At 67.8% G+C, this 24694-nt stretch carries 25 protein-coding genes and 1 riboswitch; of the genes, 14 read left to right on the top strand and 11 right to left on the bottom strand.

Annotation, left to right across the window (positions count from 1 at the left end; all coding sequences use genetic code 11):
• Positions 1–27: 27 nt before the first annotated feature.
• The 4 genes from ACNJ7K_RS23100 to ACNJ7K_RS23085 all read right to left on the bottom strand — a co-directional run bounded on the left by ACNJ7K_RS23100 (position 28) and on the right by ACNJ7K_RS23085 (position 4609).
• A complete protein-coding gene (locus tag ACNJ7K_RS23100; protein ID WP_487042220.1) occupies positions 28–1122 on the bottom strand; it encodes an ABC transporter substrate-binding protein in 1095 nt (364 codons plus the stop codon).
• A 40-nt stretch (positions 1123–1162) separates the two neighbouring features.
• Positions 1163–1927, bottom strand: coding sequence for an SDR family NAD(P)-dependent oxidoreductase (locus ACNJ7K_RS23095; RefSeq protein ID WP_159418414.1), 765 nt, complete (start codon positions 1925–1927; stop codon positions 1163–1165).
• Positions 1928–2031: 104 nt separating this feature from the next.
• Positions 2032–3075, bottom strand: coding sequence for an NADP-dependent oxidoreductase (locus tag ACNJ7K_RS23090; protein WP_230787097.1), 1044 nt, complete (start codon positions 3073–3075; stop codon positions 2032–2034).
• Between the two features lie 40 nt (positions 3076–3115).
• Complete coding sequence (locus ACNJ7K_RS23085; protein ID WP_487042219.1) at positions 3116–4609, bottom strand: class I adenylate-forming enzyme family protein; 1494 nt, start codon at positions 4607–4609, stop codon at positions 3116–3118.
• Positions 4610–4874: 265 nt separating this feature from the next.
• A riboswitch (glycine riboswitch) is annotated at positions 4875–4964 on the top strand.
• 142 nt (positions 4965–5106) lie between these two features.
• Here ACNJ7K_RS23085 and ACNJ7K_RS23080 point away from each other — a divergent pair.
• Positions 5107–6144, top strand: a complete 1038-nt coding sequence (locus ACNJ7K_RS23080) for a DMT family transporter (RefSeq protein ID WP_487042218.1) — start codon at positions 5107–5109, stop codon at positions 6142–6144.
• Between the two features lie 78 nt (positions 6145–6222).
• Here the strand turns inward: ACNJ7K_RS23080 and ACNJ7K_RS23075 are convergent, their stop codons facing one another.
• Entirely contained in the window at positions 6223–7464 is a 1242-nt protein-coding gene (locus tag ACNJ7K_RS23075) for an SPFH domain-containing protein (RefSeq protein WP_088898541.1), read from the bottom strand.
• Positions 7465–7466: 2 nt separating this feature from the next.
• Entirely contained in the window at positions 7467–7907 is a 441-nt protein-coding gene (locus ACNJ7K_RS23070) for an NfeD family protein (protein ID WP_120282483.1), read from the bottom strand.
• A 218-nt stretch (positions 7908–8125) separates the two neighbouring features.
• Between ACNJ7K_RS23070 and ACNJ7K_RS23065 the strand changes: the two genes are divergently transcribed.
• The 11 genes from ACNJ7K_RS23065 to ACNJ7K_RS23015 all read left to right on the top strand — a co-directional run bounded on the left by ACNJ7K_RS23065 (position 8126) and on the right by ACNJ7K_RS23015 (position 18432).
• Positions 8126–8761 (top strand): TetR/AcrR family transcriptional regulator, encoded by a 636-nt coding sequence (locus tag ACNJ7K_RS23065; protein WP_159418417.1) that lies wholly within the window; start codon positions 8126–8128, stop codon positions 8759–8761.
• A 44-nt stretch (positions 8762–8805) separates the two neighbouring features.
• Positions 8806–9669, top strand: coding sequence for an oxygenase MpaB family protein (locus ACNJ7K_RS23060; RefSeq protein ID WP_159418418.1), 864 nt, complete (start codon positions 8806–8808; stop codon positions 9667–9669).
• A gap of 163 nt (positions 9670–9832) precedes the next feature.
• A complete protein-coding gene (locus ACNJ7K_RS23055; RefSeq protein ID WP_202399687.1) occupies positions 9833–10678 on the top strand; it encodes an MlaE family ABC transporter permease in 846 nt (281 codons plus the stop codon).
• Positions 10678–11562, top strand: coding sequence for an ABC transporter permease (locus ACNJ7K_RS23050; protein WP_487042217.1), 885 nt, complete (start codon positions 10678–10680; stop codon positions 11560–11562). The genes ACNJ7K_RS23055 and ACNJ7K_RS23050 overlap by 1 nt, the downstream gene beginning before the upstream one ends.
• Positions 11563–11569: 7 nt before the next feature.
• Positions 11570–12586: an MlaD family protein gene (locus ACNJ7K_RS23045; RefSeq protein ID WP_159418420.1), complete on the top strand. Its 1017-nt coding sequence runs from the start codon at positions 11570–11572 to the stop codon at positions 12584–12586.
• Entirely contained in the window at positions 12583–13620 is a 1038-nt protein-coding gene (locus ACNJ7K_RS23040; RefSeq protein ID WP_120282479.1) for an MlaD family protein, read from the top strand. Before ACNJ7K_RS23045 ends, ACNJ7K_RS23040 begins: the two co-directional genes overlap by 4 nt.
• The gene (locus ACNJ7K_RS23035; RefSeq protein WP_455408809.1) at positions 13620–14636 is read left to right on the top strand and encodes an MlaD family protein; all 1017 of its coding nucleotides are present in this window, start codon (positions 13620–13622) and stop codon (positions 14634–14636) included. The genes ACNJ7K_RS23040 and ACNJ7K_RS23035 overlap by 1 nt, the downstream gene beginning before the upstream one ends.
• Position 14637: 1 nt before the next feature.
• Positions 14638–15738 (top strand): MCE family protein, encoded by a 1101-nt coding sequence (locus tag ACNJ7K_RS23030; protein ID WP_229568047.1) that lies wholly within the window; start codon positions 14638–14640, stop codon positions 15736–15738.
• The gene (locus ACNJ7K_RS23025) at positions 15735–16763 is read left to right on the top strand and encodes an MlaD family protein (RefSeq protein WP_120282476.1); all 1029 of its coding nucleotides are present in this window, start codon (positions 15735–15737) and stop codon (positions 16761–16763) included. The genes ACNJ7K_RS23030 and ACNJ7K_RS23025 overlap by 4 nt, the downstream gene beginning before the upstream one ends.
• Positions 16760–17710: an MlaD family protein gene (locus ACNJ7K_RS23020; protein ID WP_120282475.1), complete on the top strand. Its 951-nt coding sequence runs from the start codon at positions 16760–16762 to the stop codon at positions 17708–17710. The genes ACNJ7K_RS23025 and ACNJ7K_RS23020 overlap by 4 nt, the downstream gene beginning before the upstream one ends.
• On the top strand, positions 17707–18432 hold the full coding sequence (locus ACNJ7K_RS23015; RefSeq protein WP_487042216.1) for a hypothetical protein: 726 nt from the start codon (positions 17707–17709) through the stop codon (positions 18430–18432). Before ACNJ7K_RS23020 ends, ACNJ7K_RS23015 begins: the two co-directional genes overlap by 4 nt.
• 12 nt (positions 18433–18444) lie before the next feature.
• Here ACNJ7K_RS23015 and ACNJ7K_RS23010 read toward each other — a convergent pair whose 3' ends face one another.
• Entirely contained in the window at positions 18445–19278 is an 834-nt protein-coding gene (locus ACNJ7K_RS23010; protein WP_016694064.1) for a DUF3097 domain-containing protein, read from the bottom strand.
• An 82-nt stretch (positions 19279–19360) separates the two neighbouring features.
• Between ACNJ7K_RS23010 and ACNJ7K_RS23005 the strand changes: the two genes are divergently transcribed.
• Positions 19361–20170 (top strand): hypothetical protein, encoded by an 810-nt coding sequence (locus ACNJ7K_RS23005; RefSeq protein WP_487042215.1) that lies wholly within the window; start codon positions 19361–19363, stop codon positions 20168–20170.
• Positions 20171–20252: 82 nt separating this feature from the next.
• Here the strand turns inward: ACNJ7K_RS23005 and ACNJ7K_RS23000 are convergent, their stop codons facing one another.
• The gene (locus ACNJ7K_RS23000; RefSeq protein ID WP_120282471.1) at positions 20253–21083 is read right to left on the bottom strand and encodes a class I SAM-dependent methyltransferase; all 831 of its coding nucleotides are present in this window, start codon (positions 21081–21083) and stop codon (positions 20253–20255) included.
• A 169-nt stretch (positions 21084–21252) separates the two neighbouring features.
• Between ACNJ7K_RS23000 and ACNJ7K_RS22995 the strand changes: the two genes are divergently transcribed.
• Positions 21253–21933, top strand: a complete 681-nt coding sequence (locus ACNJ7K_RS22995) for a winged helix-turn-helix transcriptional regulator (protein WP_487042214.1) — start codon at positions 21253–21255, stop codon at positions 21931–21933.
• 13 nt (positions 21934–21946) lie between these two features.
• Here ACNJ7K_RS22995 and ACNJ7K_RS22990 read toward each other — a convergent pair whose 3' ends face one another.
• From ACNJ7K_RS22990 to fabG1, 3 genes are read right to left on the bottom strand one after another with little or no spacing between them, the layout of a single operon-like run.
• The gene (locus tag ACNJ7K_RS22990; RefSeq protein WP_487042213.1) at positions 21947–23023 is read right to left on the bottom strand and encodes a ferrochelatase; all 1077 of its coding nucleotides are present in this window, start codon (positions 23021–23023) and stop codon (positions 21947–21949) included.
• Positions 23024–23045: 22 nt separating this feature from the next.
• Complete coding sequence (gene inhA / locus ACNJ7K_RS22985; protein ID WP_016694069.1) at positions 23046–23852, bottom strand: NADH-dependent enoyl-ACP reductase InhA; 807 nt, start codon at positions 23850–23852, stop codon at positions 23046–23048.
• Positions 23853–23898: 46 nt separating this feature from the next.
• A complete protein-coding gene (fabG1, locus tag ACNJ7K_RS22980) occupies positions 23899–24648 on the bottom strand; it encodes a 3-oxoacyl-ACP reductase FabG1 (protein ID WP_016694070.1) in 750 nt (249 codons plus the stop codon).
• Between the last annotated feature and the right edge of the window lie 46 nt (positions 24649–24694).

Below are 24694 nucleotides of genomic sequence, written 5' to 3'. Positions count from 1 at the left end.
GTGACTCCTTCTCCGGCGATCCCGGAACTACTGGTTGAACAGACGGCCGAAGCGGGCCTTGAGTTCTTCGAGTGCTTCCGGCGTCATGGCGTCCGTGTTCTGAGGGGCAACCTTGTCGACGGTGGTGACCGCCGAACCGATGCCGGGCAGAACGGAGGCATTGCGGAACGAGACCGCTTCCTGACCCGCCGGGGTGATCATGTAGTTGGCCAGGACCTGGGCTGCATTGGGATGAACGGCGTCGGCGAGGATCGCGGTGTACATGGGTGCGCCCCACACGACGTCTCCGAAGGCCGAGTCGACAGGGGCGCCGGTCTGCTGCTCGCTCTTCTGGTCCTGCACGAATGCGGCGGCGGCGATCTCACCGGAGGCGAGGGCCTGCGCCAACGGCAGCGCGCTGGGGTAGATCCGCGGACGCTGCTGGGCCAACTTCTCGAGATAGCCCTCACCTCCGACCTGCTCGAGATAGTTGTCGTAGAAATCCACGTGGGCGGTCGACGTGGGAAGGACGATGCCGATCCTGCCGTCGCCGAGCGCCGGATCCAGGAGATCGCCGTAGCTGTCGACGCCGTCCGGGTAGCGCTGGGTGTTCCAGCCGAAGGTCAGGACCGACGCATTGGAGACGAAGTAACCCGTGTCGTCCTTCAGGGTCGTGACGTCGTACTCACTGGCGGAGTCGGTGAAGGCCGGGCCGACGGGCTCGGCGAACTCCCCCTCCGCGCCGAGGCTCACGGCCCACGGCACACTCGCCTGCGTGACCACGTCGGCGACCCGGTTGCCGGTCTCGGTCTCCGCACCGACCTTCTGGTGCAGATTCGCGTCGACGTCACGGACGACGTTCAGGCGGATGCCGTAGTCGGCCTCGAAGCGGCGGCCCAGTTCGGCGAGAGCGTCCGCGGCGTTCGACGAATAGATCGTGACCTCGCCCTCCGCCTTGGCCGCCTCGATCACCTGTTGCCAGGCATCGTCGCCGGCCGGGCCGGTCGCTCCGATCGATTCCGAGGTGATGCGGTCGTCCCCACCGTTTCCACCGCAGGCCGCGAGGGTCGCGGCGAGCGCGGCGGCGGTCAGGGTCGACAGGAAGGTGCGCCGGGTACGGCGCGGTGCTCGGATGAAGTCCATGGGAGGCTCCTGGTCGTCGGCCCGTGGGCCGCGGATCGGGTCAGGGGGTGGAGGTGCGGCCGCCGTCGACGGGGATCACGGCACCGGTGGTGTAGGTGGAACCGGGCCCCGCGAGATACAGTGCGGCGCCGACGATCTCGTCCGGATTTCCGGCACGCCGGAGCGGCATCGCCCCGAAGAGTTCGTTGGCCGAGTCCATGTCCCAGGCCTTGCTGATGTCGGTGAGGAACGCACCGGCCATGATCGTGTTGACCCGCACGCTGGGGCCGTATGCCTGCGCGAAGCCCTTGGTCAGGGTGTTCAGTCCCGCCTTGGCGGCCGCGTACGGCAGATCGGTGGTCATCGGCCGCTCGGAGGCGATGGAGCTGATGTTGATGATCGATCCCCCGGAACCCGCCGCCATCCGAGGACCGACGAGGGCGGTCAGACGGAAGGCACCCTTGAGATTGACCCCGATCACCTTGTCGAACAGTTCCTCGGTCACCTGGTCGAGGCTGGGGTACAGAGGCGCCATGCCGGCGTTGTTCACCAGGACGTCCAGGTGGCCGAACTCGTCGTAGACCCGGTCGACGACCGGTTCGTGGGCGTCCCAGTCGCCGACGTGCAGTGCGAGGGGCAGAGCCTTGCGTCCGGTGGTCTCGGCGACCTCCGCGGCGAGTTTCTCGCAACTGTCGACCTTGCGGCTGACGATGACGACGTCGGCACCGGCGTTCGCAAAGGCGAGAACCATCTCGCGGCCCAGGCCGCGGCTGCCACCGGTGACGAGCGCTACCTTTCCTTCGAGAGGACGGGGATGCGTGGTCATGCGGGCTCCTGTCGATGAGGTCGGCGTCGAAAGCGCCGAAAGAGTGAGAAGGTGCGGCGGGACACCGGCGTCGCCGCAGCGACGTCGGGACGGTCCCGACGGAGTCAGGTCGAGGGGACGAGAGGGACGAGGGCCTTGCCGGTCGCGGCGCCGTCGAGCATCCCGACGAAGGCATCCCATGCACCGCCGATGCCACCGGCGAACTCGGTGTGGACGGGCCGGATCCGTCCGCTCCGGACGAGCGAGGCCATCTCGTCCTCGAAGGCGTCGCGTGCGTCGAGATGGTCGGCCAGCAGGAAGCCTTCCATCCGGGCGCGACGCCAGATCAGTTTGAGCAGGTTGTTCGGTCCGGGCACGGGTGTGGCGGAGTTGTAGACGCTGATCATCCCGCACAGAGCGATCCGGGCGTGGTCGGCGAGCACGCGGATGGCCGCTTCGAGCTGTTCGCCTCCGACATTGTCGAAATACACGTCGAGCGCGGTGGCACCGACCTCGGCCATAGCGCTGCGCAGCAGGTCCTTCGCCGGCCCCTCGTGATGATCGAACGCCGCGTCGGCACCGAGTCCCCTGACGAGCGAAACCTTCTCGGGAGATCCGGCGCTCGCGATCACCACGGCACCGCGCAGTTTCGCCAGCTGGACCGCGGTGGATCCGACTGCACCGGCCGCGGACGACACGAACACCACGTCGCCGCTGCGCACCTGCGCGATCCGATCGATTCCCACCCAGGCGGTCATACCCGGGATGCCGAGGACACTCAGGTGCAGAGCGGCGGGGAGATCGTCGTGCCGAAGCCTGCGACAGTCGGAGACATCGACGAAACTTTCGGTCCGCCAACCGTACTCGTGGAGAACCAGTGATCCGACCGGCAACTCGGGTCGATCGGACCAGGACACGAGCCCGACAGTGGGGGCAAGCATCGGCTCCCCGAGTGCGTAGGGCTCCGCGTAGGTCGCCTCACCGCCCATCCTGCCCCGCATGTAGGGCTCGACGGACATGACGAGGTTCCGCACGCGGATCTGCCCCGAGGCGGGTTCGCCGAGAGCGGTTCCGACCAACTCGACGTCGGTGTCACGGGGACGGCCGCTCGGGCGCGCCCGGAGGATCCACTCGCGTCGGACGAGTTCGGTGTCCACGATGTCGGTCACAAGGATGCCCGTTCTCTTCGTGATGCGGACGGCAGCGCGATCATCCCGCGAGTCCGGCCGTGACCTGCTCGACGAGATCGCGGCGCACCAGCTTGCCGGTGGGGGTACGGGGCAGGTCGTCGACGAACACGACGTCGTCGGGGGTCCTCGAACCGCGCAGACGTTCACGGCACCACGTGCGGATCGCATCGGCCTCGTCATGGTTGTCGACAGCCGGGACGATCACCGCGCAGATCCGTTCGCCCCATTCGTCGTCGGGAGTACCGATCACGGCCACCTCACGCACCTGCGGGTGGCGCGCCAGCACGTCCTCGATCTCGGCCGGCGCGATGTTCTCCCCGCCCCGGATGATCGTGTCGTCCGCGCGACCACCGATGTAGAGATAGCCGTCCTCGATCCGGGCGCGATCCCTGGTCGGGAACCAGCCCTCCGCGTCCAGAACCGAACCGTTGCCCATGTACTCGCCGCTGACCTGCGCCCCGCGCACCCACAGCAGACCCGTCTGCCCGTCGGGCAGCACGCGTTCGCCGTCCTCGGATCGGATCTGCGCTTCGATGCCGGGCACGATCCGCCCGGTCGAGGAGAGACGCCCTCGCAGTTCGGGTTTCGCGAAGGCTTCCCGATGGTCCTCGGGTCCGAGCACCGCGATCGTCGAACTGGTCTCCGTCAGCCCGTAGGCGTTGACGAATCCGGTGTCACCGAACGCCGCGAGCGCACGTTCGAGGACCGGCTGGGGCATCCTCGCGCCCCCGTAGGCGAGCGACTCGAGAGTCGGAACCTCGGCCGGCGCACCGTCGAGGTGGTCGACGATGCGGGCGAGCATCGTGGGCACCACCATCGCGCTGGTGACGCCTTCGGTGCGGACGAGGTCGAGCCAGCCCTGTGGCGTGAAGTCGGGCAGGTACACCATGCGGCGACCCGAGTAGACGTTGCTCAGAACGGCACCGAGACCTGCGATGTGATAGGGCGGCGTGCTGACCAGCGTGGCCTGTTGCTCTGCCGCCGAACCGAATTCGACGGTGTTGAGGAGGTAGGACAGCAGGTGCCGGTGTCGGAGCAGGACCCCTTTCGGAGCCGAGGTGGTTCCGGAGGTGAACAGCACGATCGCTGTCCCCTCGTCTTCCGAGCGGTCGCCCGCGAGAGGTGCCGTCCCCTCCGCGAGACCGAGAAATTCATCGGTCGAGACGATTCGGTGCGCACACCCGTCGAGCTTGCCGACATAGTCGGCGTCAGCCACGACGATCGGTTCGTCCAACCTGTCGATCAATTCGAGCAATTGCGCCGCGGGAAGCCGGTAGTTCAAGGGCGCCAGGGGAATACCGGCACGACCGGCGGCGAACATGAGCGCGGGAAGGACCGGACCGTTCACTCCGACGAAGACGACGTGCCGGGCTCCGAGCTCACCGAGCAATCCCGCACCGCGCGAAGCGAGTTCGTCGAGCCGGCGGTAGGTGACACCGTTCGAACGAGGACCCATCGCGATCCGATCGGGGGTGGCGGCGGACGCCATGTCGAGGACCATCCCGATACCCATATGACCACCTGTCTTCAGAAGCTCTGCCGTACGAGAGAAGAGACGAATCGACCGGCGCTCGCGATCACCGGGTGCCGAACCGTCGGTCGCGAGACCGTGTGATGCACACCATAGCAATTATGCCTATATTTGTGAAGGTATCGACCCGGAATTTTCTGGCAGCCCTCTCACCAGGCGAAATGCGAGACATGCCCGACCCCCGGTACGACCTCACAGACCGGCATCGAGCCGCATGGCATACTTGACGCCACAACTGAACAGCCACCGAACCGCGGCGGGAGAGTCCCGCACACGGCGGGCGCCGAAGGAGCAACCTCCCCGGGAATCTCTCAGGCCCCCAGACCGCCACGGCGAGGCTCCTCTGGAAAGCAACTCTTCCGGGTTCACCGAAGGTGTAAGCGGCTCCGTCCGCGAAAGCTCTCAGGTCCGATGACAGAGCGGGGAACGACAACACCCGCTGGTGCTCGTTTCGTGCACCCTGGACCCGAGGTAGACGTGTGACCGTTTCCCTGGGCGCGCTTTCGCGCGCCGATAATTCACTGTCCGCGCCCCCGCGCGCCGATGATGCGTTGCTCAAGCAGCGCGCCGATATTGCACCGACCGAGTCGCGTGGCCCTGTTCTCCCTCCCTCCCCCGCCCCGAAGTCGCCGCCGCGTACGAACCGGCGACTCGGGATCGCCGCGATCGTGCTGTCCGCGACCGCGATGGGCGCCGCAGGGTTGTTCGGCCGCAAGGCCACTCCCGAAGGCGCGGTGCTCGGTGAGGCACTGACGCTCGGACGGATGGCAGTCGGAGCACTCGGCATGCTCGTCCTGATCGCGCTGTCCCGCCGCCTCGGACAGTTGCGCCGGACCCGCCTGTCCTGGTCGGTCGTCAGTGGCGGTGCGCTCCTCGGACTGTCCCTCGCGACCTATCTGTCCGCCACGGTGTTGACCGACCTGTCCCGTGCCGTGGTTCTCCATTACCTCGGCCCCGTCGTTGCGACGGCCCTCGCCCGGGTGTTCCTGAAGGAGAGGGTCGGTCGCCTCGACGCCCTGTCGATCGGCACGGCGTTCGCCGGGATGTTGCTCGCCGCCGGCCTGGTGGGCGGTGAGTCGTCCGGGGGTGAGCACGAGACGCTGGGTACCGTGCTGGGCGCTGCCTCGGGAGTCTTCTACGGCGGGGCCCTGCTGTGCTACCGCTATCGCACCGACATGCCGTCCGACGTCCGGTCCCTGTGGAACTTCGTCTTCGGCGCCGTCGCGGCAGGTGGGATGGTCGCGGTGACCCGACCCGACATGTCGGGGATGACCGCGACGCACTGGTTGTGGGCCGGTGGGTTCTTCGTCGTCTGCGGTCTGTTCGCGCTGGGGCTGCTCGTCGTCGCGGGCAAGCACCTTCGTGCCGCGGAACTGTCCGGGCTGTCCTACCTCGAAGTCGTGGTCGCGCTGATGATCGGCATGGTCGCCTTCGGAGAGTCCGTGACCGTGCTCGCCGCCGCGGGCGCCGGTCTCATCATGGTGGCGATGGCACTGCCGATGCTCGGCCGCCGATGACACTGCCGATGCTCGGCCGCCGATGACGAGTGGGAGGGCGCGCCGACGGGCGCGCCCTCCCACTCGAATCGGTTTCCGTTACTGCTGTTGCGGCGGCTCGGCCGGCTGCTCGGATGCGTCGTTCGTCATCCAGCGCTGCGCCGGCGGCGTTGCGGGCAACGCCGACTGTCCTTCACCGGAACCCCCCTGTGTCCCCTCCGTGGCGAGACCCGTCCGAACTGCGGGGTCGACCGGCTTGCGCGCGACCGCCTCGGCTTCGGCGACGGCCTGGGCCACCTCGGGGTCGCGCTTGGTCGCGAACCAATCCTCGACCTCGGCACTGTCGTCCTCGGGCCGTTGCAGTTCCTCGTCGACAGGACTCGGCTCGAAGCGGAAGACGCCGTCCTCGCCGGGCGCGCCGAGCGTCCGCGCGAATCCTTCGAGCGCCTTGCCGAAGTCGCTCGGCACCACCCACATCTTGTTCGCATCGCCCTGGGCCATCTGCGGCAGGGTCTGCAGGTACTGGTAGGCGAGCAGCTCCGGAGTGGGCTTGCCGGCCTTGATCGCGGCGAACACCTTCTCGATGGACTTCGCCTCGCCCTGAGCCTCGAGGTAGCGCGCCGCGCGATCACCCTGCGCGCGCAGGATCCGCGACTGCCGGTCGGCCTCGGCTTCGAGGATCGCGGCCTGCTTCGCACCTTCGGCGGAGAGGATGCGCGACTGCTTGTCGCCCTCGGCGGTCTTGATCGCGGATTCGCGGTGACCCTCGGCCGTGAGGATCATCGCGCGCTTCTCACGGTCGGCCTTCATCTGCTTCTCCATCGATTCCTGGATCGACGGCGGCGGATCGATGCTCTTGAGTTCGACCCGGGCGACACGCAGGCCCCATCGGCCGGTCGCTTCGTCGAGCACACCGCGGAGCTGGCCGTTGATGGAGTCGCGTGAGGTGAGCGTCTCCTCGAGGGTCATTCCACCGACGACGTTGCGGAGTGTGGTGACGGTGAGCTGCTCGACCGCGGCGATGTAGTTGCTGATCTCGTAGACGGCCGCCTGCGGGTTCGTCACCTGGAAGTACACGACCGTGTCGATGCTCAGCGTCAGGTTGTCCTGGGTGATGACCGGCTGCGGCGGGAACGAGACGACACGTTCGCGTAGATCGACCTTCGCGCGGATGCGGTCGACGAAGGGCACCAGGAAGGTGAGCTGACCCGACGCCGTCCGGTAGTACCGGCCGAGACGTTCGATGACCGCGGCCTCCGCTTGCGGTACCAGCGATACCGATTTGGCCACGACCACCACGACCAGTGCCACCACTACGGCGAGCACGATCAGAGCTTCCATCCTCAGACACCCCTCCACACGACGGCAGTCGCGCCGTCTATCTGCATCACTGTCACTGTCGTTCCCGGCTCGTATACCTCGGTGGCGTCCAGCGGCCTGGCGGTCCACACCTCACCGTCGATCTTGACGCGCCCGGAATGCTCCCCCACCTGCTCGAGGACCAAGGCGTGCTTGCCCGGGAGAGCGTCGATCCCGGTCGGCAGAGCGGGCGGCTGGGAGTACCGCCGCCTCAGCATCGGCCGGACACCGAGCAGCAGAACCAGCGAGGTCACGGCGAAGATCACCGCGTCGATCCAGACGGGCAGATCGGTCGCCGCAGAGACCCCGCCGGTGACGAGCGCTGCACCGCCGAGCATGAGCAGCGCGAAATCGCCCGTGAGCGCTTCGCCGGCCGCCAACGCCACTCCGGCGATCAACCAAATCAATGCGGCCACGATCACCATCGAACCACAAATCGGACATCCTGGCAGACGCCCTGGTGGAGGAAACGGTCTCGGCTCCTCGTCTTGGATGCTGTTTCCTGAAGGGGAGATCTCAGGGCCGGTGATTCTGTATTTTTCTTTTTTCCGTCCCGACCGGACTCCCCGCCTCGCTCCATAAGTGAAGTTAGCCGAAACACATCCTTTTGCCGTTGTGAGATCGGTGATACCGTCCCCGAACTATGGGTATCACCCCCGTGCGTTCGCTCCTCGTGGGAGCGTTGATCGGCCAGAGCGCCGACGCCGATCCGACCGACACCGCAATCCTTGCGGCCACCATCCGCTGCCTGAGCCATCACGGCCTCGAGCGGACGACCGTGGCCGACGTCGCGGCGGAGGCCGGCGTCGGCCGCGCGACGGTCTTCCGGCGGTTCGACACCAAAGAGGAACTGCTCGGTCGCGCGTTCGCGTGGGAGCTCGATCAGCTCGTCACGCGGTTCCACGCCGCCATCGACGACATCGAGGACCCGTACGAGCGCGCGGTCGAATGGATCGTCGAAGCGGTCCGTACCGTTCGCCACCACCCGGTCGCACGACGATTCGTCGACGACGGAGCCGCCCTCCCCCTCCTGCACGATCCGCAGATCACCGCCGCGCTGCTCACGTCGGTCCGCCACGAACTCGACCTCACCGCACAACGGGCGGGGATCACGTTCGACACGGCCACCGCCGCGGAGATCGTCTCGCGATTCTTCGCGAGCGTGTGGCTCGCACCCGATCTGGGCAGCGCCACCGCGACCGACGACGGGGTACGACGGGTGGCCCGGACCATGCTGTCCTTCCTGATCGTGCCCTCGACGCCCTCCACCGACAGCTGATGTCCGCATCCGTTCCCCAGCCATCGAACCCGAGGAGTCCGGCAATGGAAGTCACTCCCGCACAGCGTGTTCGCGCAAACATCGAGGACGACGTACCCGTCGCCGACCGCACCTTCGTCCGGTTGCTGGCAGATCGCCGCATCTGGCCGATGTTCCTGTTCCGGGCGCTCTCCCTCCAGGGCACCCACCCCACCGTCATGGTTGCGCTCGAACAACATTCGAAGTCGTTCACCGAGCCGTCGGTACGCGCGGAGAACACCCTCGCGTACACCTACCGCATCTACTTCGGCGAGAACGTCGCCGATTCGGCACGCGAACTGCGGGAGATGCACCGCCCCATCACCGGACTCGACTACGAAGGCCGGAGATACCACGCGTGGAACCGCGACGTGTGGACGTGGGTCCACCTCACCACCATCGAATCGCTCATCTACGCGATCGAGGTCTGCTTCGGTCCGCAACCCGCACCGGAGGTGGAGGCCTTCTACCGGGAGAGCTGCCGGCTCGGCATGCTGTTCGGCGTCCGTGAGCAGGACATGCCGGACGACGTGGCAGCTCTTCGCGCCTACGTCGACCGAGGGGTCGCCGACAAGCTCGCGATGTCGCCCGGGACCCGGCGGATGCAGCAACTCGTCGACGAACAGGACGTGATCGCAACCCTCGAGCCGAAACTCGCCGCACTCCCCCGGCCCCTTCCCGCCGTCCTCGAGAAGTTGACGGGGCGGCCGGTGAAGACGTTGATGTTCGGCGCATTCCCCGAATCCGTCCGCCGGATCTGGGGAGTGCCGTGGAGCGCGGCCCGCGAGCGTGAGTTCCGAGCGATCCTCGCACTCATGCGCGTCGGCTCCCGGCTGGTTCCCGAGCGCCTGCGCATGATCCCGGAAGCCCGCGCCGCGCTGGGGATCTGACCCACCGGTCCTCACCGCCGTACACGCGTCCGCTCGTAGCGGACGCGAGCCGATGCTGCAGTCGTCGGCCGTCCTGCAAGTACCCGACTCGGGTATCCGGTTGCTTCCGTGCCCGGTTCCACCCAGTACCAATCGATTCAGTGTCAGTTCATCAGGGGGCTCGATGAAGACCTCGCGACCCGCGGACGCAGACGTCCGGGGCGAGCGGCCGTTCGGAGGTGCCGTGGTCACACGCACCGCCGACTCCACACGCACATTCGGACGCACGCTCCGTCTGGCGTTCCGCTCCACCGCATACCTGATCGTCGACATCGCACGCGGTCGTTTCCCGATGCGGGAAGCAATCGTTCAGGGATGGTTCTTCATCTCCGTCTCGGCCGTGCCCGCAGTTCTGGTGGCGCTGCCGCTCGGCGTCGTCATCGCCGTCCAGGTCGGCAGCATGACCGACAACGTCGGCGCCAACTCCATGGCCGGCGCGGTGGGCGGCATGGGAGTGATGCAGCAGATCGCGCCCCTGGCCGCGGCCCTGCTCATCGGTGGTGCCGGTGGTTCGGCCATCTCGGCCGACCTCGCCTCGCGCACCATCCGGGAGGAGATCGACGCGCTGCGCACCCTCGGCATCGACCCCCAGCGCAGATTGGTCTCCCCCCGCATCCTGGCGATGGTCGTCGTCGCCCCGATGTTGTCGGTGCTGATCATCCTCATGAGCATCCTTGCGAGCTTCGCCGTGGCCTCGCTCGGCCAGGGCGTCGCCCCCGGCTCGTACTGGTTGTCGTTCGGCAGTTTCGCCTCGACCACCGACCTGATCGTCTGCCTGTTCAAGGCCGCGGTCTTCGGTTACGTGGTGGCGATCATCTCCAGCCAACGGGGCCTCGAAGCCAAGGGTGGCCCGAAGGGCGTCGCGGACAGCGTCAATGCGGCCGTGGTGCTCAGCATCATCGCCTGCATGGTCGTCAACCTCTTCATCACCCAGGTGGTCCTGATGTTCGTCCCCATGAGGTTCCTCTGATGAGCGCCACACGCAGCGGATCCGTTGCCACGCCGTCGCCCTATCGTCCCCGCGGTCTGCGGTGGACGCGCCACGCCGGCCGGGCGTGGAACCCGTTCGAATCCCTCGGGCTCTACCTGCACTTCGTCGTCGTCTCGTTCCGCGGCATCGGCCACGCCCTGCGCCGCAACCGCCGCCAGACCGTCGCCATCTTCACCGACCTGACATGGGGCAACGGCCGCGCGGTCATCGTCGGCGGAGGCGTCGCACCGGTGCTGGCCATCCTCGGCATCGTCGCCGGGGCGATGGTCGGTCTCGTCGGCTTCTCCGCACTCGACATGCTCGGGATGGGACCGCTGACCGGCGCCATGTCGGCCCTGGCGAATCCACGCGAGCTCGCTCCCCTCATTGCGGCGATCGGCTTCGCCGCCCAGGCCGGCTGCCGCATCACCGCCGAGGTCGGCGCCATGCGGATCTCGGAGGAGATCGACGCGCTCGAAGCCCAGGCCATCGACTCGATCCCCTACGTCGTCTCCACCCGGCTCATCGCCGCCGTCGGCGCCGTCGTCCCGTCCTATCTGATCGCGCTCGCGCTCGGATTCGCCGCCACCGGCGCGACCGTCACCGTGGTGCAGGGTCAGGGGTCGGGCGCCTACGACCACTACTTCCACATGTTCACCGAGCCGATCGACCTGATCTACTCGCTGGTCAAGGTGATCGTGTTCGTCCTGGTCGTGACGCTCGTGCACGCCTACCAGGGCTATCACGCGAGCGGTGGTCCCGAGGGGGTCGGGATCGCCTCGGGCAGGGCCATCCGGGCGAGCCTCGTGCTGATCGTGACCACCGACATGGTGCTCACGCTCGTCATGTGGGGCCTCGACGCGACGATCAGCTTCTCGGGGTGAGGAATCAGTGAGCGCAGCACAGTATTCGGGCTTCGGCCCCAGTCGCCGCGGACTGCGGATCCGCGGGCTCGCCGTCGTGGTCGCCGCCGCACTCGTCGTCACCGTGGCCTGGTGGGCGTCGCAGCCCGACCGCTCCGGTGAGGTGCAGTTCGCCGTCACCGCATCGAATCTCGGCGACGGAGTCTCCACCGACACCGCCGTGCGTCTGCGGGGCATGTCGATCGGATCGGTGATCGAGGTCGAACCGCAGGGGCCGCAGCAACAGATCGTCACGCTCGGTGTCGACGAGGAGCACGTCGACGAGCTGTCGACGGCGATGCACACCCGTTTCGTCTCGTCGAACATCTTCGGCTCCACCGCACTCGAACTCATCCCGATGCCGGGCGGCGAGCCGATCCGAGCCGGCAGCACCCTCGCCCTCGGCGATGTCGGGGACTACACCGTCACCACCGTGCTGCGCGATTCCGGTCGTCTCCTGCTCGACGTGGTCACCCCACAGCTGTCGGACTCGATCGACAGTGCCGCCGAACTGACCCAGCAGATGGCGCCGCTGCTCGCCTCGTCGCTGCTCGTGATGCGCAACATCGCCCGCACCCAGAACGAGCCGCTCAGTGAGCTGCTGCCGAAATTCGCGGATGTCTCCGAAGGTGTCGCGGCGTTCACCCCGTCGGCACTGAACACTCTGTCGGCCATCGCGTCCGTCGAGGAACTCGAGGACGATTTCCGCACGCAGCAGGCAAGCGAGACGATCACCGAGGTCTCGCATCTGGTGCTCGCACTCTCGGGTGAGATCGTCGGCGCGCTCGGCCCCACTTCGTCTGCCGTCGACATGCTGCTCGACATCCTGATCCCGCTGAACCAGAGCCTGGGAGGGGTCACCCCCGATCAGGTCGACAGGCTCGTCGACGGCGCAGACGGTGCCCTGCAGCACCAGGGCGACCGGGTGGTCCTGGGGGTGGACGTGCTCGTCGACACCTTCCCGGCCTTCCGGGTTCCGCTCGAAACCACCGGGGGTACCCGATGAGAACTCCACGCCAGGCAGCCGTCCGGCTCGCCCTGCTCGCCGGCGTCGTCGTCCTGATCATCGTGCTGATCGTGCAGGCGATCGAACGTCCCGTCGGCGGATCGACCGTCGCCTACAAGGCCCAGTTCGGTGACGTCTTCGGCCTCAAGGAGAACGCCGACGTGCGCCTGCGGGGCGTACAGATCGGCAAGGTCACCGACATCTCGGTGTCCGACGGCAACCGTGCGCTCGTCGACTTCACGGTGCTCGAGGAGTACCGTCTGCGCGAGTCGGACCGGCTGCTCGTGAAGTTCCAGAACCTCACGGGCCAGCGCTATCTCGAACTCGATCGCAGCGAGGAGGGTGGCCAGGAGGTCGACCCGTCGGGGCTGGTCGTGAACACCGTCGACTCGTTCGACATCACCACGGTGTTCAACGGGCTCAAACCGCTTCTGCGCGAGGCCGATCCGGCCGTCTACAATCGGCTCGCCACGAATGTGGCCGCGTTGATCGAGGGCAGCGAGTCCAGTCCGACCCCGGTGATGCGCGACATCGCCGAACTCGCGAGCTACGCCGAGGACCGAAGCGCGCTGATGAGCACCCTGCTCGACAACTTCACGGCCCTCAACGAGCAACTCGAAGGCCGGTCCGAGAATCTCGAGAACATCCTCGAGGTCTTCCATTCGATCTTCACACCGCTGGTGACACGTATGACCGAGTTCCTGTCCCTGACCAAGCTCGGTGCACTCGAGATGGCGGAGGTCGACCGCACGGTGAACCTGCTCTCCCAGCTCGGTCTCGGCGCGCCCGCCGAGCACGAGGGATTCCTCGAACGCAACGATGATTTCATCGTCCGCGTGGACCAGGTGATCCCGGATCCACAGACGGCCATCGACACCCTGTCGGTGCTGCCGGGGATCTTCGAGGGCATCAATTCCCTGGTGCCGCGCGTGGACGAGTCCCGACAGTGCAGCAACGGCGCGGTGCAGTTGCCGATCGAGGCCGACATTCTGCTCCAGGGCCGTCCCCTGACCATCTGCAACGGAGGTGCCTGATGCGCACCCGTCTGTTCGGACGACTCGACTTCGGCGCCGAGGACGCCGATCCCCGCACCCAGATGTGGTGGGCGCTGTCGGGTCTGATCGTCCTCGCCCTCGTCGCGGGAATCGTCCTCGTGCTCTATCTGCGACCGGTCGGTTCGACGACCTATCGGCTCGAACTACCGGAATCGGCGGGGCTCGCTGCCGGCGACGACGTGCGCATCGCGGGTGTGCCGGTCGGATCGGTCACCGGTCTGAACCTCGCCGACGACCACGTCGACGTCGAATTCACCGTGGAATCCGAGCATTTCGTCGGAGACCAGACCTCCGTGTCGGTGCGGATGCTCACTCCCATCGGGGGCCTGTACCTCGCGGTGCACCCGGCCGGCCGGCAGCCGCTCACCGAACCGATCCCCGAGAACCGCGCAGCACTGCCGTTCCTGGTGAACGACATGTTCGAGGAGGCCACCGAGGTGGTGGAAGAACTCGACACGCAGGCACTGCGCACCGCCCTGGACAAGACCGCTGCGCTGCTCGGCGAATCCCCGGATTCGGTGCGGATCACGGTCACCGATCTCGAAGCCGTCATGGACGTCATCGCGAATCAGAAGGACCAGATCGAAAGCCTGCTCGAGCTGTCCAACGAATATCTCCGCACCGCCAACGACAACAAGGAACTCGCGCTCGAGATCATCCGCGGCTACGCGATCCTCGGCCCCAAGATCGTCGAGGCCCATCAGGACGTGAAGATCTTCGCCGACGGGCTCTCCGGGCTCGCCGGGCTGCTGTTCGACTTCCTCAGCGGCCCGTACCAGGAAAAGGTCGAACCGATCATCCCGCATCTCGTCGAAGCCGCCGACAGCAGTGCGGAACTGTCGGCCTCCGTCGAGTCGATGACGGAATCCCTCCGTGCCACCCTCACGGGACTCGCGGCCGTCGCCGGTCCCGAAGGCCAGGCCCTTGTCGACCAGAGCGGACTGACGGTCCAGCGACCCGACGTCTGTCTCCCGATGCCGGGAACACGGTGCTGACGTGCGAACACTGACGACGACTACACGACGACTCGTTCCCGCGGTGACGGTCGTGGCGCTGGCCGTGGCCGGCGCGACCGCCTTCGCCGCGACCTCGGGGGACGACACCTCGATCTGCGCGTACTTCGAGGACTCCTACGGCCTCTACCCCGGTTCCCCGGTCACCATCCGCGGGATCTCGGTCGGGACCGTGGACCGGATCGAACCCGACGGTGCGCGCGTGCGCGTCGACATGACCGTCGGTGACCGCGAGCTTCCCGCGGAGACCGGCGCGGTGATCACCAACGCGTCCATCCTCACCGACCGCAGACTCGAACTCGTCGACGCCGATCCCCGGCCGGGACCGACCCTGTCGCGGGAGACGTGCATCGACACGGCGCACACCCGCACCCCGGTCAGCGTGTCGGACGCGCTCGGATCGTTCTCCGAACTCGTGCGGCAGATGACCGAGCGCGGACCCGACGGGACCGCGCCGCTCGAAACCGCATTGAAGGACGCCGGACGCGAGTTCGAGGACCTGGGACCGACACTCAACCGAGAACTGCGCGACCTCGCGGACCTGCTCTCCTCCCCCGACAACTTCATGGACCAGCTGGGGCAGATCCTCGACAACTCGGCCGAGATGACGACCCTGCTCACCGGCGACTGGGAGAACGTCAAGTCCACCATCCAGACGTTCGCCCCGGGCCTGGCGGGCATCGAGCAGATGCTCGTCGTGGCGAAGATCCTCGTCGAGAAGCTGTCACTGGCCGTCGGACCTCTCGACCGGCTGTTCAACGAGCACTTCCCGTACCTGATGAACGCCCTGAACTCGACGCTGCCCACGCTGACGATGCTGCGCACCCAGGCGGAGAGCTCGAGTGAGCTGCTCGCCACCATTCCCGGCACGATCACGATGCTCGAGACCATGGTGCAGTCCCACCCGGGGTCGGTCGCCGTCGAACTCGATCCCGCCCGCGCCGAGGTGCCGACCCCCGATGCCGCGCTGACGTGCACAGCACTCGAGCAGATCGCACCCGACAGCTGCACCGTGGTGTCGTCCCGCTCGGTGTCGGTGCCGCTGCCTCAGCTGGTCCTGTCGACGATCGGAGCAACGCCGTGACCCGTTCGTTCTCCCGGTCCCGCCTTCTCATCGGTGCGGTCCTCACCGCGCTGGTGGCATTGTGCGGATGCAGTTTCGACCCCAGCGACCACGCGCTGCCCGGCTCCGGGGTGCGCGGACCGACCTACCGGCTGAACCTCGAATTCGAATCGCTGCTGAGCCTGCCGGCCGGGGCGGACGTCCGCTCCGAAGGCATCTCGGTCGGCACCCTGCGGGCGATCGATCTCGAGCCGCACAGCGCCGTTGCCCGGATCGACGTGCGCGAGTCGGTGGTCGTGCCCGCGGGCACCCGCGCCGAACTGCGGCAGAACACCGTGCTCGGCGACATCTACGTCGCTCTGCTCCCCCCGAAGGACGGCAGCGGCGCACCCTTGCAGGACGGCGACACGATCCCGTTGCAGGACACGGATCCGGGTCCGCAGATCGAGGACATGCTCGAACGCATCGCGATGTTCGTCAACGGCGGAAGCCTGACCCGCCTGCAGGATTCGCTTGCGCGGCTGAACGACGTGCTGCCCGAGGACACGCAGGAGACCCGTGAGTTGTCAGCGGTCATCTCCAACGATCTGAGCGAGGCCGCCGCGAACATCGACCAGATCGATCGCATCGTCGTCGCGACGGAGGACCTGTCCCAGCGTCTCGATGCCGCACGCGACGACGTGGGGTTCCTGTTCTCTGACACCGCACGTCGGCGTCTCGACCGGGTGCCTTACTTCATGGAGGCCGTGCTCAACATCGTCATCGACGTGAACACCATGGTCACGGGCCTGGAATGGTTGATCCCCCGCCTCCCGCACATCAACGACAACCTCGAGATCCTCACTCCGCTGCTGCGCGAACCGTCGCCGAACGCCACCGAACTGCGCGGCAACGCAGCAGAACTCGTGGAGCTCGTCGACGAGAAGCTCGTCCCCTTCCTGCTCGAACCCGGCATCGACATCCGTGAGGTGACCATCGCCGGTAACGAGGGGAGTCCGGCGGCCGACGGACTGGTTCTCCTGCGCATGATCGGAGCGATCCCGTGACCCGAATTCCGGCCTGGATGTCCGCACTCGCCCTGGCCCTCGTGATGATCCTGGGAACCTGGTATCTCGTCGTCGGTGTGCTGCAGATCGATCCGACCCAGCGCCGCGTGCACGCCGTGGTGGACATGCGCGACGCGGCAGGACTGCGCACCGGATCGAGCGTCGTCTACCGCGGGGTGAACATCGGACGGGTCGACGGCATGGAAAACCTCGACGGTTTCGTCCGCATGAACATCTCTTACGAAGCCGAACACCGCATCCCCGTCGACAGCACCATGCGCGTCGAGAACCTGTCGTCGCTGGGCGAACCGGTGTTCTCGTTCCTCCCGGCCTCGACCCAGGGGCCCTATCTCGAGGACGGCGCCCACCTGACCGAGATCGTCGAGCTGCCCACCTCGGTACCCGATCTCCTCGCCACCACCTCGGAGCTGCTCGAACAGACCGACGCCGAGTCGCTGAACGAGCTCGTCGCGACGTTCACCGAATCGGTTGCGGGTCTCGAGGAGACCATGCCCGCGGCGGGTCGTGGCGCCGAGCTGCTGCTGTCGACCCTGACCCGGCACGAGGGATCGCTGGAAACGGTACTGAGCGACCTGATGTGGATGATGGGCGATGTGGACTGGGTGCGACCCGCGATGGTCGCGGCGCCTCCCATGCTGGACCAGTTCGGTGAGACCCTCGGTGTCTCGTACGAGTACCTCTTCGAGGGGTCCTCGGTACTGAAGGGTGAGGAGATCCTCGGCTCGTGGCGCGAGGAGGAGATCGAACTCGCCGACTTCCTCAGGAGGTTCGCACCCGAACTCGGCGCGATCGGTGTCGCGCTCCGCCCGGTCACCCAGGCCACCGGTTCCGTGGTGGGCCGAATGGATCTCGGTACCCTGCTCGAACAGGCCATCGCGACCATGCCGGGCGACAGCGTCCGATTCACCGTGAACGTACCCCGATGAAGAAGGAAGAAATCGTCATGTCGAACACCGGCCCCTCGAACACCGGCCCCTCGAACACCGGACCTTCGAACACCGGGCCCTCGAACATCGGGGTCACCGAACAGGAACCGGCCACCTCCACGCCGACTGCCGCCGAGGCGGGAAGCCGCGGTCCGTGGTGGTCGTCGGTCCGTGCCCTCGCGGTCGTGACGGTGCTCGCCGTCGTCGCCGCGGTCACCTTCGGGGTGCTGTGGGCGACGGACGACTCGTCCGAGCAACTGCAAGCCCTGCAGAGCCGACTCGACACCGAGGCCGAGGCCGAGGCCGTCGCCTCCGACTACGCGCTGAGCGTCTCGGAGGTCGACTTCCGTGATCTCGACGCCTGGCGGACGGCGCTGACCGACGGCGTCAGCGAACAACTCGCACCGAAACTCGAAGGCGCCGTGGACGTCGTGGCTCCGTGGCTGACGCAGATGGAGTACACCGCCGACGCCCGGTTGCTCGCGGCCGAGGTGGCGAGCAACGACGGCGATACCTTCGTCGTCCAGGTCTTCGTCGACATGATCTCGAAGAGCAAGCAGACACCCGACGGCGTCGCCGCCACCGCGACCTACACGGTGACGATGGACCGCGCGTCGGACTGGACCATCACCGACGTCGGCGGAGTGGGCACCGGCCTGCCGGGTGGCGCCGCGGAGCCGGAACCTGCGCCGGCGCCGGCGCCGGCGGACGGGGGCCGCTGAGGCTCCGGTCGGTCAGCCCTCGTCGGGTTCGGTGACGAAGTCGACGAGGCGCTCGACGGCGCCGATGAGGTGCGATTCGAGATCGCGGAACGAGTTCACGGCGTTGTAGACGCGCCGCCAGCCGTCCTGCGGGGTGCCCCAGCCCAGTTCACGACAGACGCCGGTCTTCCAGTCCTGGCCGCGCGGGATGGTGGGCCAGGCGTCGATGCCGACGGCCTTCGGTTTCACCGCCTGCCACACGTCGATGTAGGGATGACCGGTGACCATCACGTGCGAACCGAGATTCGCGGTGAGACGCTCCTCCTTGGATCCGGTGACGAGGTGGTCGGCGAGCACACCGACCCGACGACCCGGGCCGGGATCGAACTCGGCCAGCCGGGCACCCAGATTGTCGAGGCCCTCGAGTTGTTCGACGACCACACCCTCGACCCGCAGATCGTGCCCCCACACCCGTTCGACGAGGGCGGCGTCGTGCACGCCCTCCACCCAGATCCGGCTTCCCCGCGCCACGCGTGCGCGCAGACCCTCCACCCGGGTGGACCCCGAAGCGGATCTCGTCGGTGCGGAGGCGGGACGGATCTTCGGTTTGACGAGGGTGACGGGTGCTCCGTCGACCAGGAACGCGGCGGGTCGCATCGCGAACAGGCGGGTGCGTCCCTGCGCGTCCTCGAGCCGCACGAAGTCGCCGTCGTAGGTCTTCTCGATCCCCACGATCGCGCCGCACCAGCCGGATGCGGCGTCCTCGACGACGACGCCGCGCTCCGCTGCGAGTTCGGGAACGGCCTTCTTCTTGGTGCGGGCGTGACCGGCATAGATGTCGCCGCCGTAGATATCGCGTGGGCTCACGCCAGTCGACCCTAGGACATCGCGCGGGACCGCTCGCGCTGCCACGCCGGACCGCCGTGCGCGGTCGCCGTATGCTTTCGGGGTGAGTTCTCCGAGCCTGACGCTGACCGTGTGGGCTGGGTCGTGGCTGTCCGGTCACGCCTCCCCCGACGATGTGATCGACGCGCTGCACGAATGGGCGCCGATGCATCTCGTGGGTGCCCACGATGCGGCGACGGCCTCCGCGGCGGATCTGCCCGACAGAGGTGTCGCCGACGGTGCCGCCCTGCTGCTCACCCTGATCCGCCGCGTCGACACCGCCGCCGGCGCGGGTCTGCATCTCGTCCTTCCCGCCCCGGGCGACGTCCGCGCGCTGCCTGCCGGTACGGCGTTCGCCTCCGCAGCGCTCGCGGCCGGTGAAGGTGTCGTCGTGGGAGCGCCCGGCGCCCCGGGGCTGGGTCTGGTACCCGTCATCGAGGGTCCGGACGCCCTGCGGTGGAACGTCTTCACGCTGCCGGCGGTCCCCGAGATCGCCGTCGACGGTGGTCTCGGTGCGGCCGAGTTCGCGATCCGCGAGGCGGTGCGTGATGCCGCCTCCGCGTTGAGCGGAATCCCGACGGTGGGCACCGACGGGCGCCGCACCGATCCGCGGACGGAGATCGCCGAGGAGGTCGCCGAACTCGCGCGGCACCGCTATCCCCCGTCACTGCCCGCACGTGCCGTGCGCGTCCTCGACACCGCAGACCAGGTCGCGGCGATCCTCACCGTGGCCGGTCGCGGAGGGGGTCTGCGGGCCGGTTCGGTGTCCGCCGCCACCGGCCGCGAGGGCGCGCTGCAGCCGCTGTGGGCCGCGGTCCGCGAGGCCCGCACCGGTGCGGTCGCGGCGGCTCTGCGGGCCGAGCACCATCGCTGACCGCACCGGCAGTGCGCGTCGACTTCAGCGCGCGTCGACTCCAGTGCGCGTCGACTCCAGTGCGCGTCGACTCCAGTGCGCGTCAACTCCGCTGCGCGGTGACCAACAGGTACTCCCAATTCATCGCTCCCCCACCGAGATCGTGACGCTGGGCGAGTTCGAGCAGGTCGAGATCGAGAGCCGCGACCCGTTCGTGGTCGTCCGCGATGTTGCGGTACACCGCGATGGTGGGGCCGTAGGCGGACTTGAAGAACTCGCGGAAGTCCTCCCCGGTCGCGAAGCGTTCGACGCGCAGGTTCTCGGTGCGTGCCTGCAGGTCGGTGACACGGTCGCCGATCAGCTCGCGCACGTGCACCTCGTCGCCCCACAGCGGCGGCGGCTGTGCACCCGGCGGGGGCGGTGGCGCATACGGTTTCATCGTCGCGAACATCTGCCCGATGAAGCCGGTGGGGGTCCAGCTCAGCAGGCCGATACGTCCGCCCGGGCGGGTCACCCGGAGCAGTTCGTCGGCCGCGGCCCGGTGGTGGGGCGCGAACATCACTCCCACGCAAGAGATCACGGCATCGAAGCTCGCATCATCGAACGGGAGTGCTTCGGCGTCGGCTTCCTGCCAGTCGAGCGTCGCACCTGCCGCTTCGGCGTCACGGCGGCCGACCTCGAACAGTTCCGGGGTCAGGTCGGTCGCGAGCACCCTCGCACCGGTGAGCGCGGCGGGGATCGACGCATTGCCCGATCCGGCGGCGATGTCCAGGACGCGGTCGCCCGGACCGATTCCGGTCGCGGCCACGAGAGCGGGGCCGAGTTCGGCGATGACCTCGGTCGCCACCGCCGGATAGTTGCCGAGTGCCCACATCGCCCGGTGCTTGGCCTTCAGGGCGAGATCGGCGTCGTGTGTCGTGGAGATGTCGGTCATCAGAGGATTCCTCCTGTCGAGGGACCCGGCTTCGGCGCCGTCTCGGAGGCGGCCCGGGTCACAGATCGACTGTAGGAACGCGGACGCGGTGTCCTCCAGTACACAATCTGTACTGCACAGCCGCACATCCGTGCTGGTCGTGGCGGTCCGACCGGCCTACGATCCGATCATGGGCCCGCCCTACCACCAGTTCTGTCCCGTCGCCAAGGCGATGGAGTTGTTCGACGAGAGGTGGACGCTGCTCGTAGTGCGCGAACTCGTGCTCGGCAGCGAACGGTTCAACGACCTCCGGCGCGGCCTGCCCCGCATGTCGCCGACGCTGTTGTCGAAGCGGCTGCATCAGCTCACGGCGGCGGGCATCGTGCGGCGTCTCGAGGACGGAAACGACGTCCGGTATGTGCTCACCCCGGCGGGACGCGATCTCGAGACCGTCGTCGACGCACTCGGTGCGTGGGGCACGCGGTGGACCGGGAAACTCGGTGACGTCGACCTCGATCCGCGACTGCTGATGTGGGACATGCACCGGCACGTCGACCATGCGGCCCTGCCGGAATCCCGGGTGGTCGTGGAGTTCGCCTTCCCGACGGTCACCCACGCGTCGCGCCGGTGGTGGATGGTCATCACGCCGCACGACGTCGACGTGTGTGACGAGGACCCGGGCTTCGAGGTCTCGATCCGGGTGACGACGGGACTGCGGGAGCTGACCGAGATCTGGCGTGGCGAAGCGACCTGGCCGGACGCATTGCGCTCGGGCGCCGTGGTCGTCGACGGTCCGAGCACCCTGCGCCGGTCGCTGCCGCGCTGGTTCGACTCCCCTCTGGCCTCACCGGTCGGGCACCCCGCCCGGTGAGGCGCGGAGGGATCTATCCGTTCGCGGCGGGACGGGACGGGCGTTTCGGCGGCTCGCAGCACCCGACGGCGCACAGGCTCCCGTTGCACGCGGCCCCGAGCAGCGGTTCGGTGCCGCAGCGACGGGCGGTGATCCCGTCCCGCTGTTCCTCGACGAGTTCGCGGACGAGTTGCGCGAAGCGCGGGTCGGTTCCGGCCGTCGCCGCACGAGAGAAGCCCATGCCCAGCTCAGCGGCCCGGTCGTGAGCCTCGGTGTCGAGATCCCACACGACCTCGAGATGATCGGAGACGAACCCGACCGGCACGACCACGACGGCGCGGACTCCCCGTTCGTGCAGGGCGTCGACGTGGTCGACGATGTCGGGTTCGAGCCACGGCACCTGTGGCGGACCGGACCGCGACTGCCACACCAGGTCGTAGTCGTCCTCGCCGAGCGCCTCGGCCACCAACCGCGCCGCTTCGGCCACCTGCCGGCTGTAGAGATGCCCACCCTCCTCCGGCGGACCACCGGTCGCGTCGAAGGAGTTCGGAACGGAGTGCGCGGTGAACACCACGCGCGCGGAATCGCGCACGTCGTCGGCGAGTTCGACGCGGGCGGCGCGCACGGCGTCGGTGACGGCGTCGAGGAACAGCGGGTGGTCGTAGAAGTGCCGCAGCTTCGTCAACTGCGGGGCGTTCTCGACGGCGTCCCGTGCCCGCGCGATGTCCTCGTGGTACTGCCGGCATCCCGAGTAGCCGCCCCAGGCGGAGGTCGCGAACACCAGGGCGTTGCGGATCCCGTCGTCGCGCATCCGCGCGACGGTGTCCTCGACCATGGGATGCCAGTTGCGGTTGCCGAAGTAGATCGGCAGATCGATACCGTGCGCGTCGAACTCGGCGCGGACGGCGTCGATGATCGCCCGGTTCAGGGCGTTGATCGGCGAGACACCCCCGAAGTGCAGATAGTGCTGCGCAACCTCGTCGAGTCGTTCCGGTGGGATCCCCCGTCCGCGGGTGACGTTCTCGAGGAACGGCCGCACGTCGTCGGGTCCTTCCGGTCCGCCGAACGACAGCAGCATCAGCGCGTCGTACGCCCCGGGGGTGTTCGTCATGAAAGTGCCTTCCGTCGTACGGTCAGCTGCCGAAGCCGACCTGGGAGTGGAAACCACCGTCGACGTAGACGATGGATCCCGTTGTCCCGGGTAGCCAGTCGGACAGCACCGCACACACGGTCTTCGCCACAGGCGTCGGGTCGTCGACGTCCCAGCCGATCGGGGACGCGGCCGACCAGCCCTCGTTCAAGCGGTTCATCTCCGCTCCCGGGCCGGTCGCGTCGCCCGCGATGGCCTTGGCCGCAAGCGTCTTGATCGGGCCGGCGGCGACGAGGTTCGAACGGATGCCGCGCGGGCCGACCTCCTTGGCCACGTAGCGGTTCACCGACTCGAGCGTCGCCTTGGAGACACCCATCCAGTTGTAGAACGGCACGGCCCGGGACGGGTCGAAGTCCATTCCGACGATCGAACCGCCCTCGTTCATGACGGGCAGGACGGCCTTGGCGAGCGCGCCGTAGGAGTAGGCCGACACCTCGAGTGCCACCGCGACGTCCGTCCACGGCGCGTCGAGGAACGGGCTGCCCAGGCAGGACCGGGGTGCGAAACCGATGGAGTGGACGACACCGTCGATCCCCTCCGGTGCGAGTTCGCGGATCTTGTCGGCGAGACCGTCGAGATCCTCCTGGTTCTGCACGTCGAGGCTGATGGCCGGCGGCACCGGCTGCGGGAGACGCTGCGCGATCCGGTCGATCAACCGGAGTCGCTCGAAGCCGGTGATGATCACCTTCGCGCCCTGTTCCTGCGCGGCCTTCGCGGTGTGGAAGGCGATCGAGGCATCGGTGATGATGCCGGTGACGAGAATGGTCTTGCCCTCGAGCAGTCCGCCCATGAGTGTATCGGTCCTCCAGTGAGATTCGGATGTGGTCGCGAGACCGTCAGTGGCCCATGCCCATGCCGCCGTCGACCGGGATGACGGCGCCGGAGACGTAGGCGGAGTCGTCGGAGGCCAGGAAGCTGACGACGGCTGCGACGTCCTCGGGCTTGCCGAGTCGCTGCAGCGGGATGAACTTCTTCGCGGTGTCGCGCAGGTCGTCGGACAGATCCGCAGTCATGTCGGTCTCGATGAAACCGGGAGCGACGACGTTGGCGGTGATCGATCGCGAACCGAGTTCGCGGGTGACCGAACGGGCGAGACCGATGACACCGGCCTTCGAGGACGCGTAGTTGATCTGACCGGCCTGCCCGGCGAGGCCGACCACGGAGCCGAGGAAGATCATGCGGCCCCAACGGGCACGGAGCATCGCGCGGTTGGCGCGCTTGGCGCACCGGAAGGCGCCGGTGAGGTTCGCGTCGATCACCGAGCTGAACTGGTCCTCGGTCATGCGCATCAGCAGGGTGTCGTCGGTGATGCCCGCATTCGCGACGAGCACCTCGACGGGACCCTGATGCTCCTCGACCTCCTTGAACGCGGCGTCGACCGAGTCGGCGTCGGTGACGTCGCATCGCACACCGAACAGGCCGTCGGGCGCGCCCGAACCGCGGTGGGTGACGGCGACCTTGTGGCCGTCGGCCTGCAGGCGACGGGCGACGGCGAGGCCGATCCCGCGGTTTCCACCGGTGACGAGGACGGATCGGGGGGTGACACCCGCGCGCGTGGACGCTGCGGCACTATCTGCGTCAGTCATGCATTCCAACCTATCTGGTGGTCTGTCCGGGACGGAAAACGCTCCG

Origin of the sequence: Rhodococcus shunpengi (genome assembly GCF_048381395.1) — a bacterium.
Lineage (GTDB): Bacteria > Actinomycetota > Actinomycetes > Mycobacteriales > Mycobacteriaceae > Rhodococcus.
The sequence above is the reverse complement of the archived record's forward strand: the minus strand, read 5'-3'. Positions and strand labels throughout refer to the sequence as shown.

Bases quoted from the DNA above. Each gene is read 5' to 3' on its own strand.
- ACNJ7K_RS23065 (WP_159418417.1), top strand. From the start codon at position 8,126: ATGGGTATCACCCCCGTGCGTTCGCTCCTCGTGGGAGCGTTGATCGGC.
- ACNJ7K_RS23040 (WP_120282479.1), top strand. From the start codon at position 12,583: ATGAGAACTCCACGCCAGGCAGCCGTCCGGCTCGCCCTGCTCGCCGGC.
- ACNJ7K_RS23075 (WP_088898541.1), bottom strand. From the start codon at position 7,464: ATGGAAGCTCTGATCGTGCTCGCCGTAGTGGTGGCACTGGTCGTGGTG.
- ACNJ7K_RS23035 (WP_455408809.1), top strand. From the start codon at position 13,620: ATGCGCACCCGTCTGTTCGGACGACTCGACTTCGGCGCCGAGGACGCC.
- ACNJ7K_RS23055 (WP_202399687.1), top strand. From the start codon at position 9,833: ATGAAGACCTCGCGACCCGCGGACGCAGACGTCCGGGGCGAGCGGCCG.
- ACNJ7K_RS23060 (WP_159418418.1), top strand. From the start codon at position 8,806: ATGGAAGTCACTCCCGCACAGCGTGTTCGCGCAAACATCGAGGACGAC.
- ACNJ7K_RS22990 (WP_487042213.1), bottom strand. From the start codon at position 23,023: ATGACGAACACCCCCGGGGCGTACGACGCGCTGATGCTGCTGTCGTTC.
- ACNJ7K_RS23070 (WP_120282483.1), bottom strand. From the start codon at position 7,907: ATGGTGATCGTGGCCGCATTGATTTGGTTGATCGCCGGAGTGGCGTTG.
- inhA (WP_016694069.1), bottom strand. From the start codon at position 23,852: ATGGGCGGACTGCTCGAGGGCAAGACCATTCTCGTCACCGGCATCATC.
- ACNJ7K_RS23095 (WP_159418414.1), bottom strand. From the start codon at position 1,927: ATGACCACGCATCCCCGTCCTCTCGAAGGAAAGGTAGCGCTCGTCACC.
- fabG1 (WP_016694070.1), bottom strand. From the start codon at position 24,648: ATGACTGACGCAGATAGTGCCGCAGCGTCCACGCGCGCGGGTGTCACC.
- ACNJ7K_RS23085 (WP_487042219.1), bottom strand. From the start codon at position 4,609: ATGGGTATCGGGATGGTCCTCGACATGGCGTCCGCCGCCACCCCCGAT.
- ACNJ7K_RS23050 (WP_487042217.1), top strand. From the start codon at position 10,678: ATGAGCGCCACACGCAGCGGATCCGTTGCCACGCCGTCGCCCTATCGT.
- ACNJ7K_RS23015 (WP_487042216.1), top strand. From the start codon at position 17,707: ATGAAGAAGGAAGAAATCGTCATGTCGAACACCGGCCCCTCGAACACC.
- ACNJ7K_RS23100 (WP_487042220.1), bottom strand. From the start codon at position 1,122: ATGGACTTCATCCGAGCACCGCGCCGTACCCGGCGCACCTTCCTGTCG.
- ACNJ7K_RS22995 (WP_487042214.1), top strand. From the start codon at position 21,253: ATGGGCCCGCCCTACCACCAGTTCTGTCCCGTCGCCAAGGCGATGGAG.
- ACNJ7K_RS23000 (WP_120282471.1), bottom strand. From the start codon at position 21,083: ATGACCGACATCTCCACGACACACGACGCCGATCTCGCCCTGAAGGCC.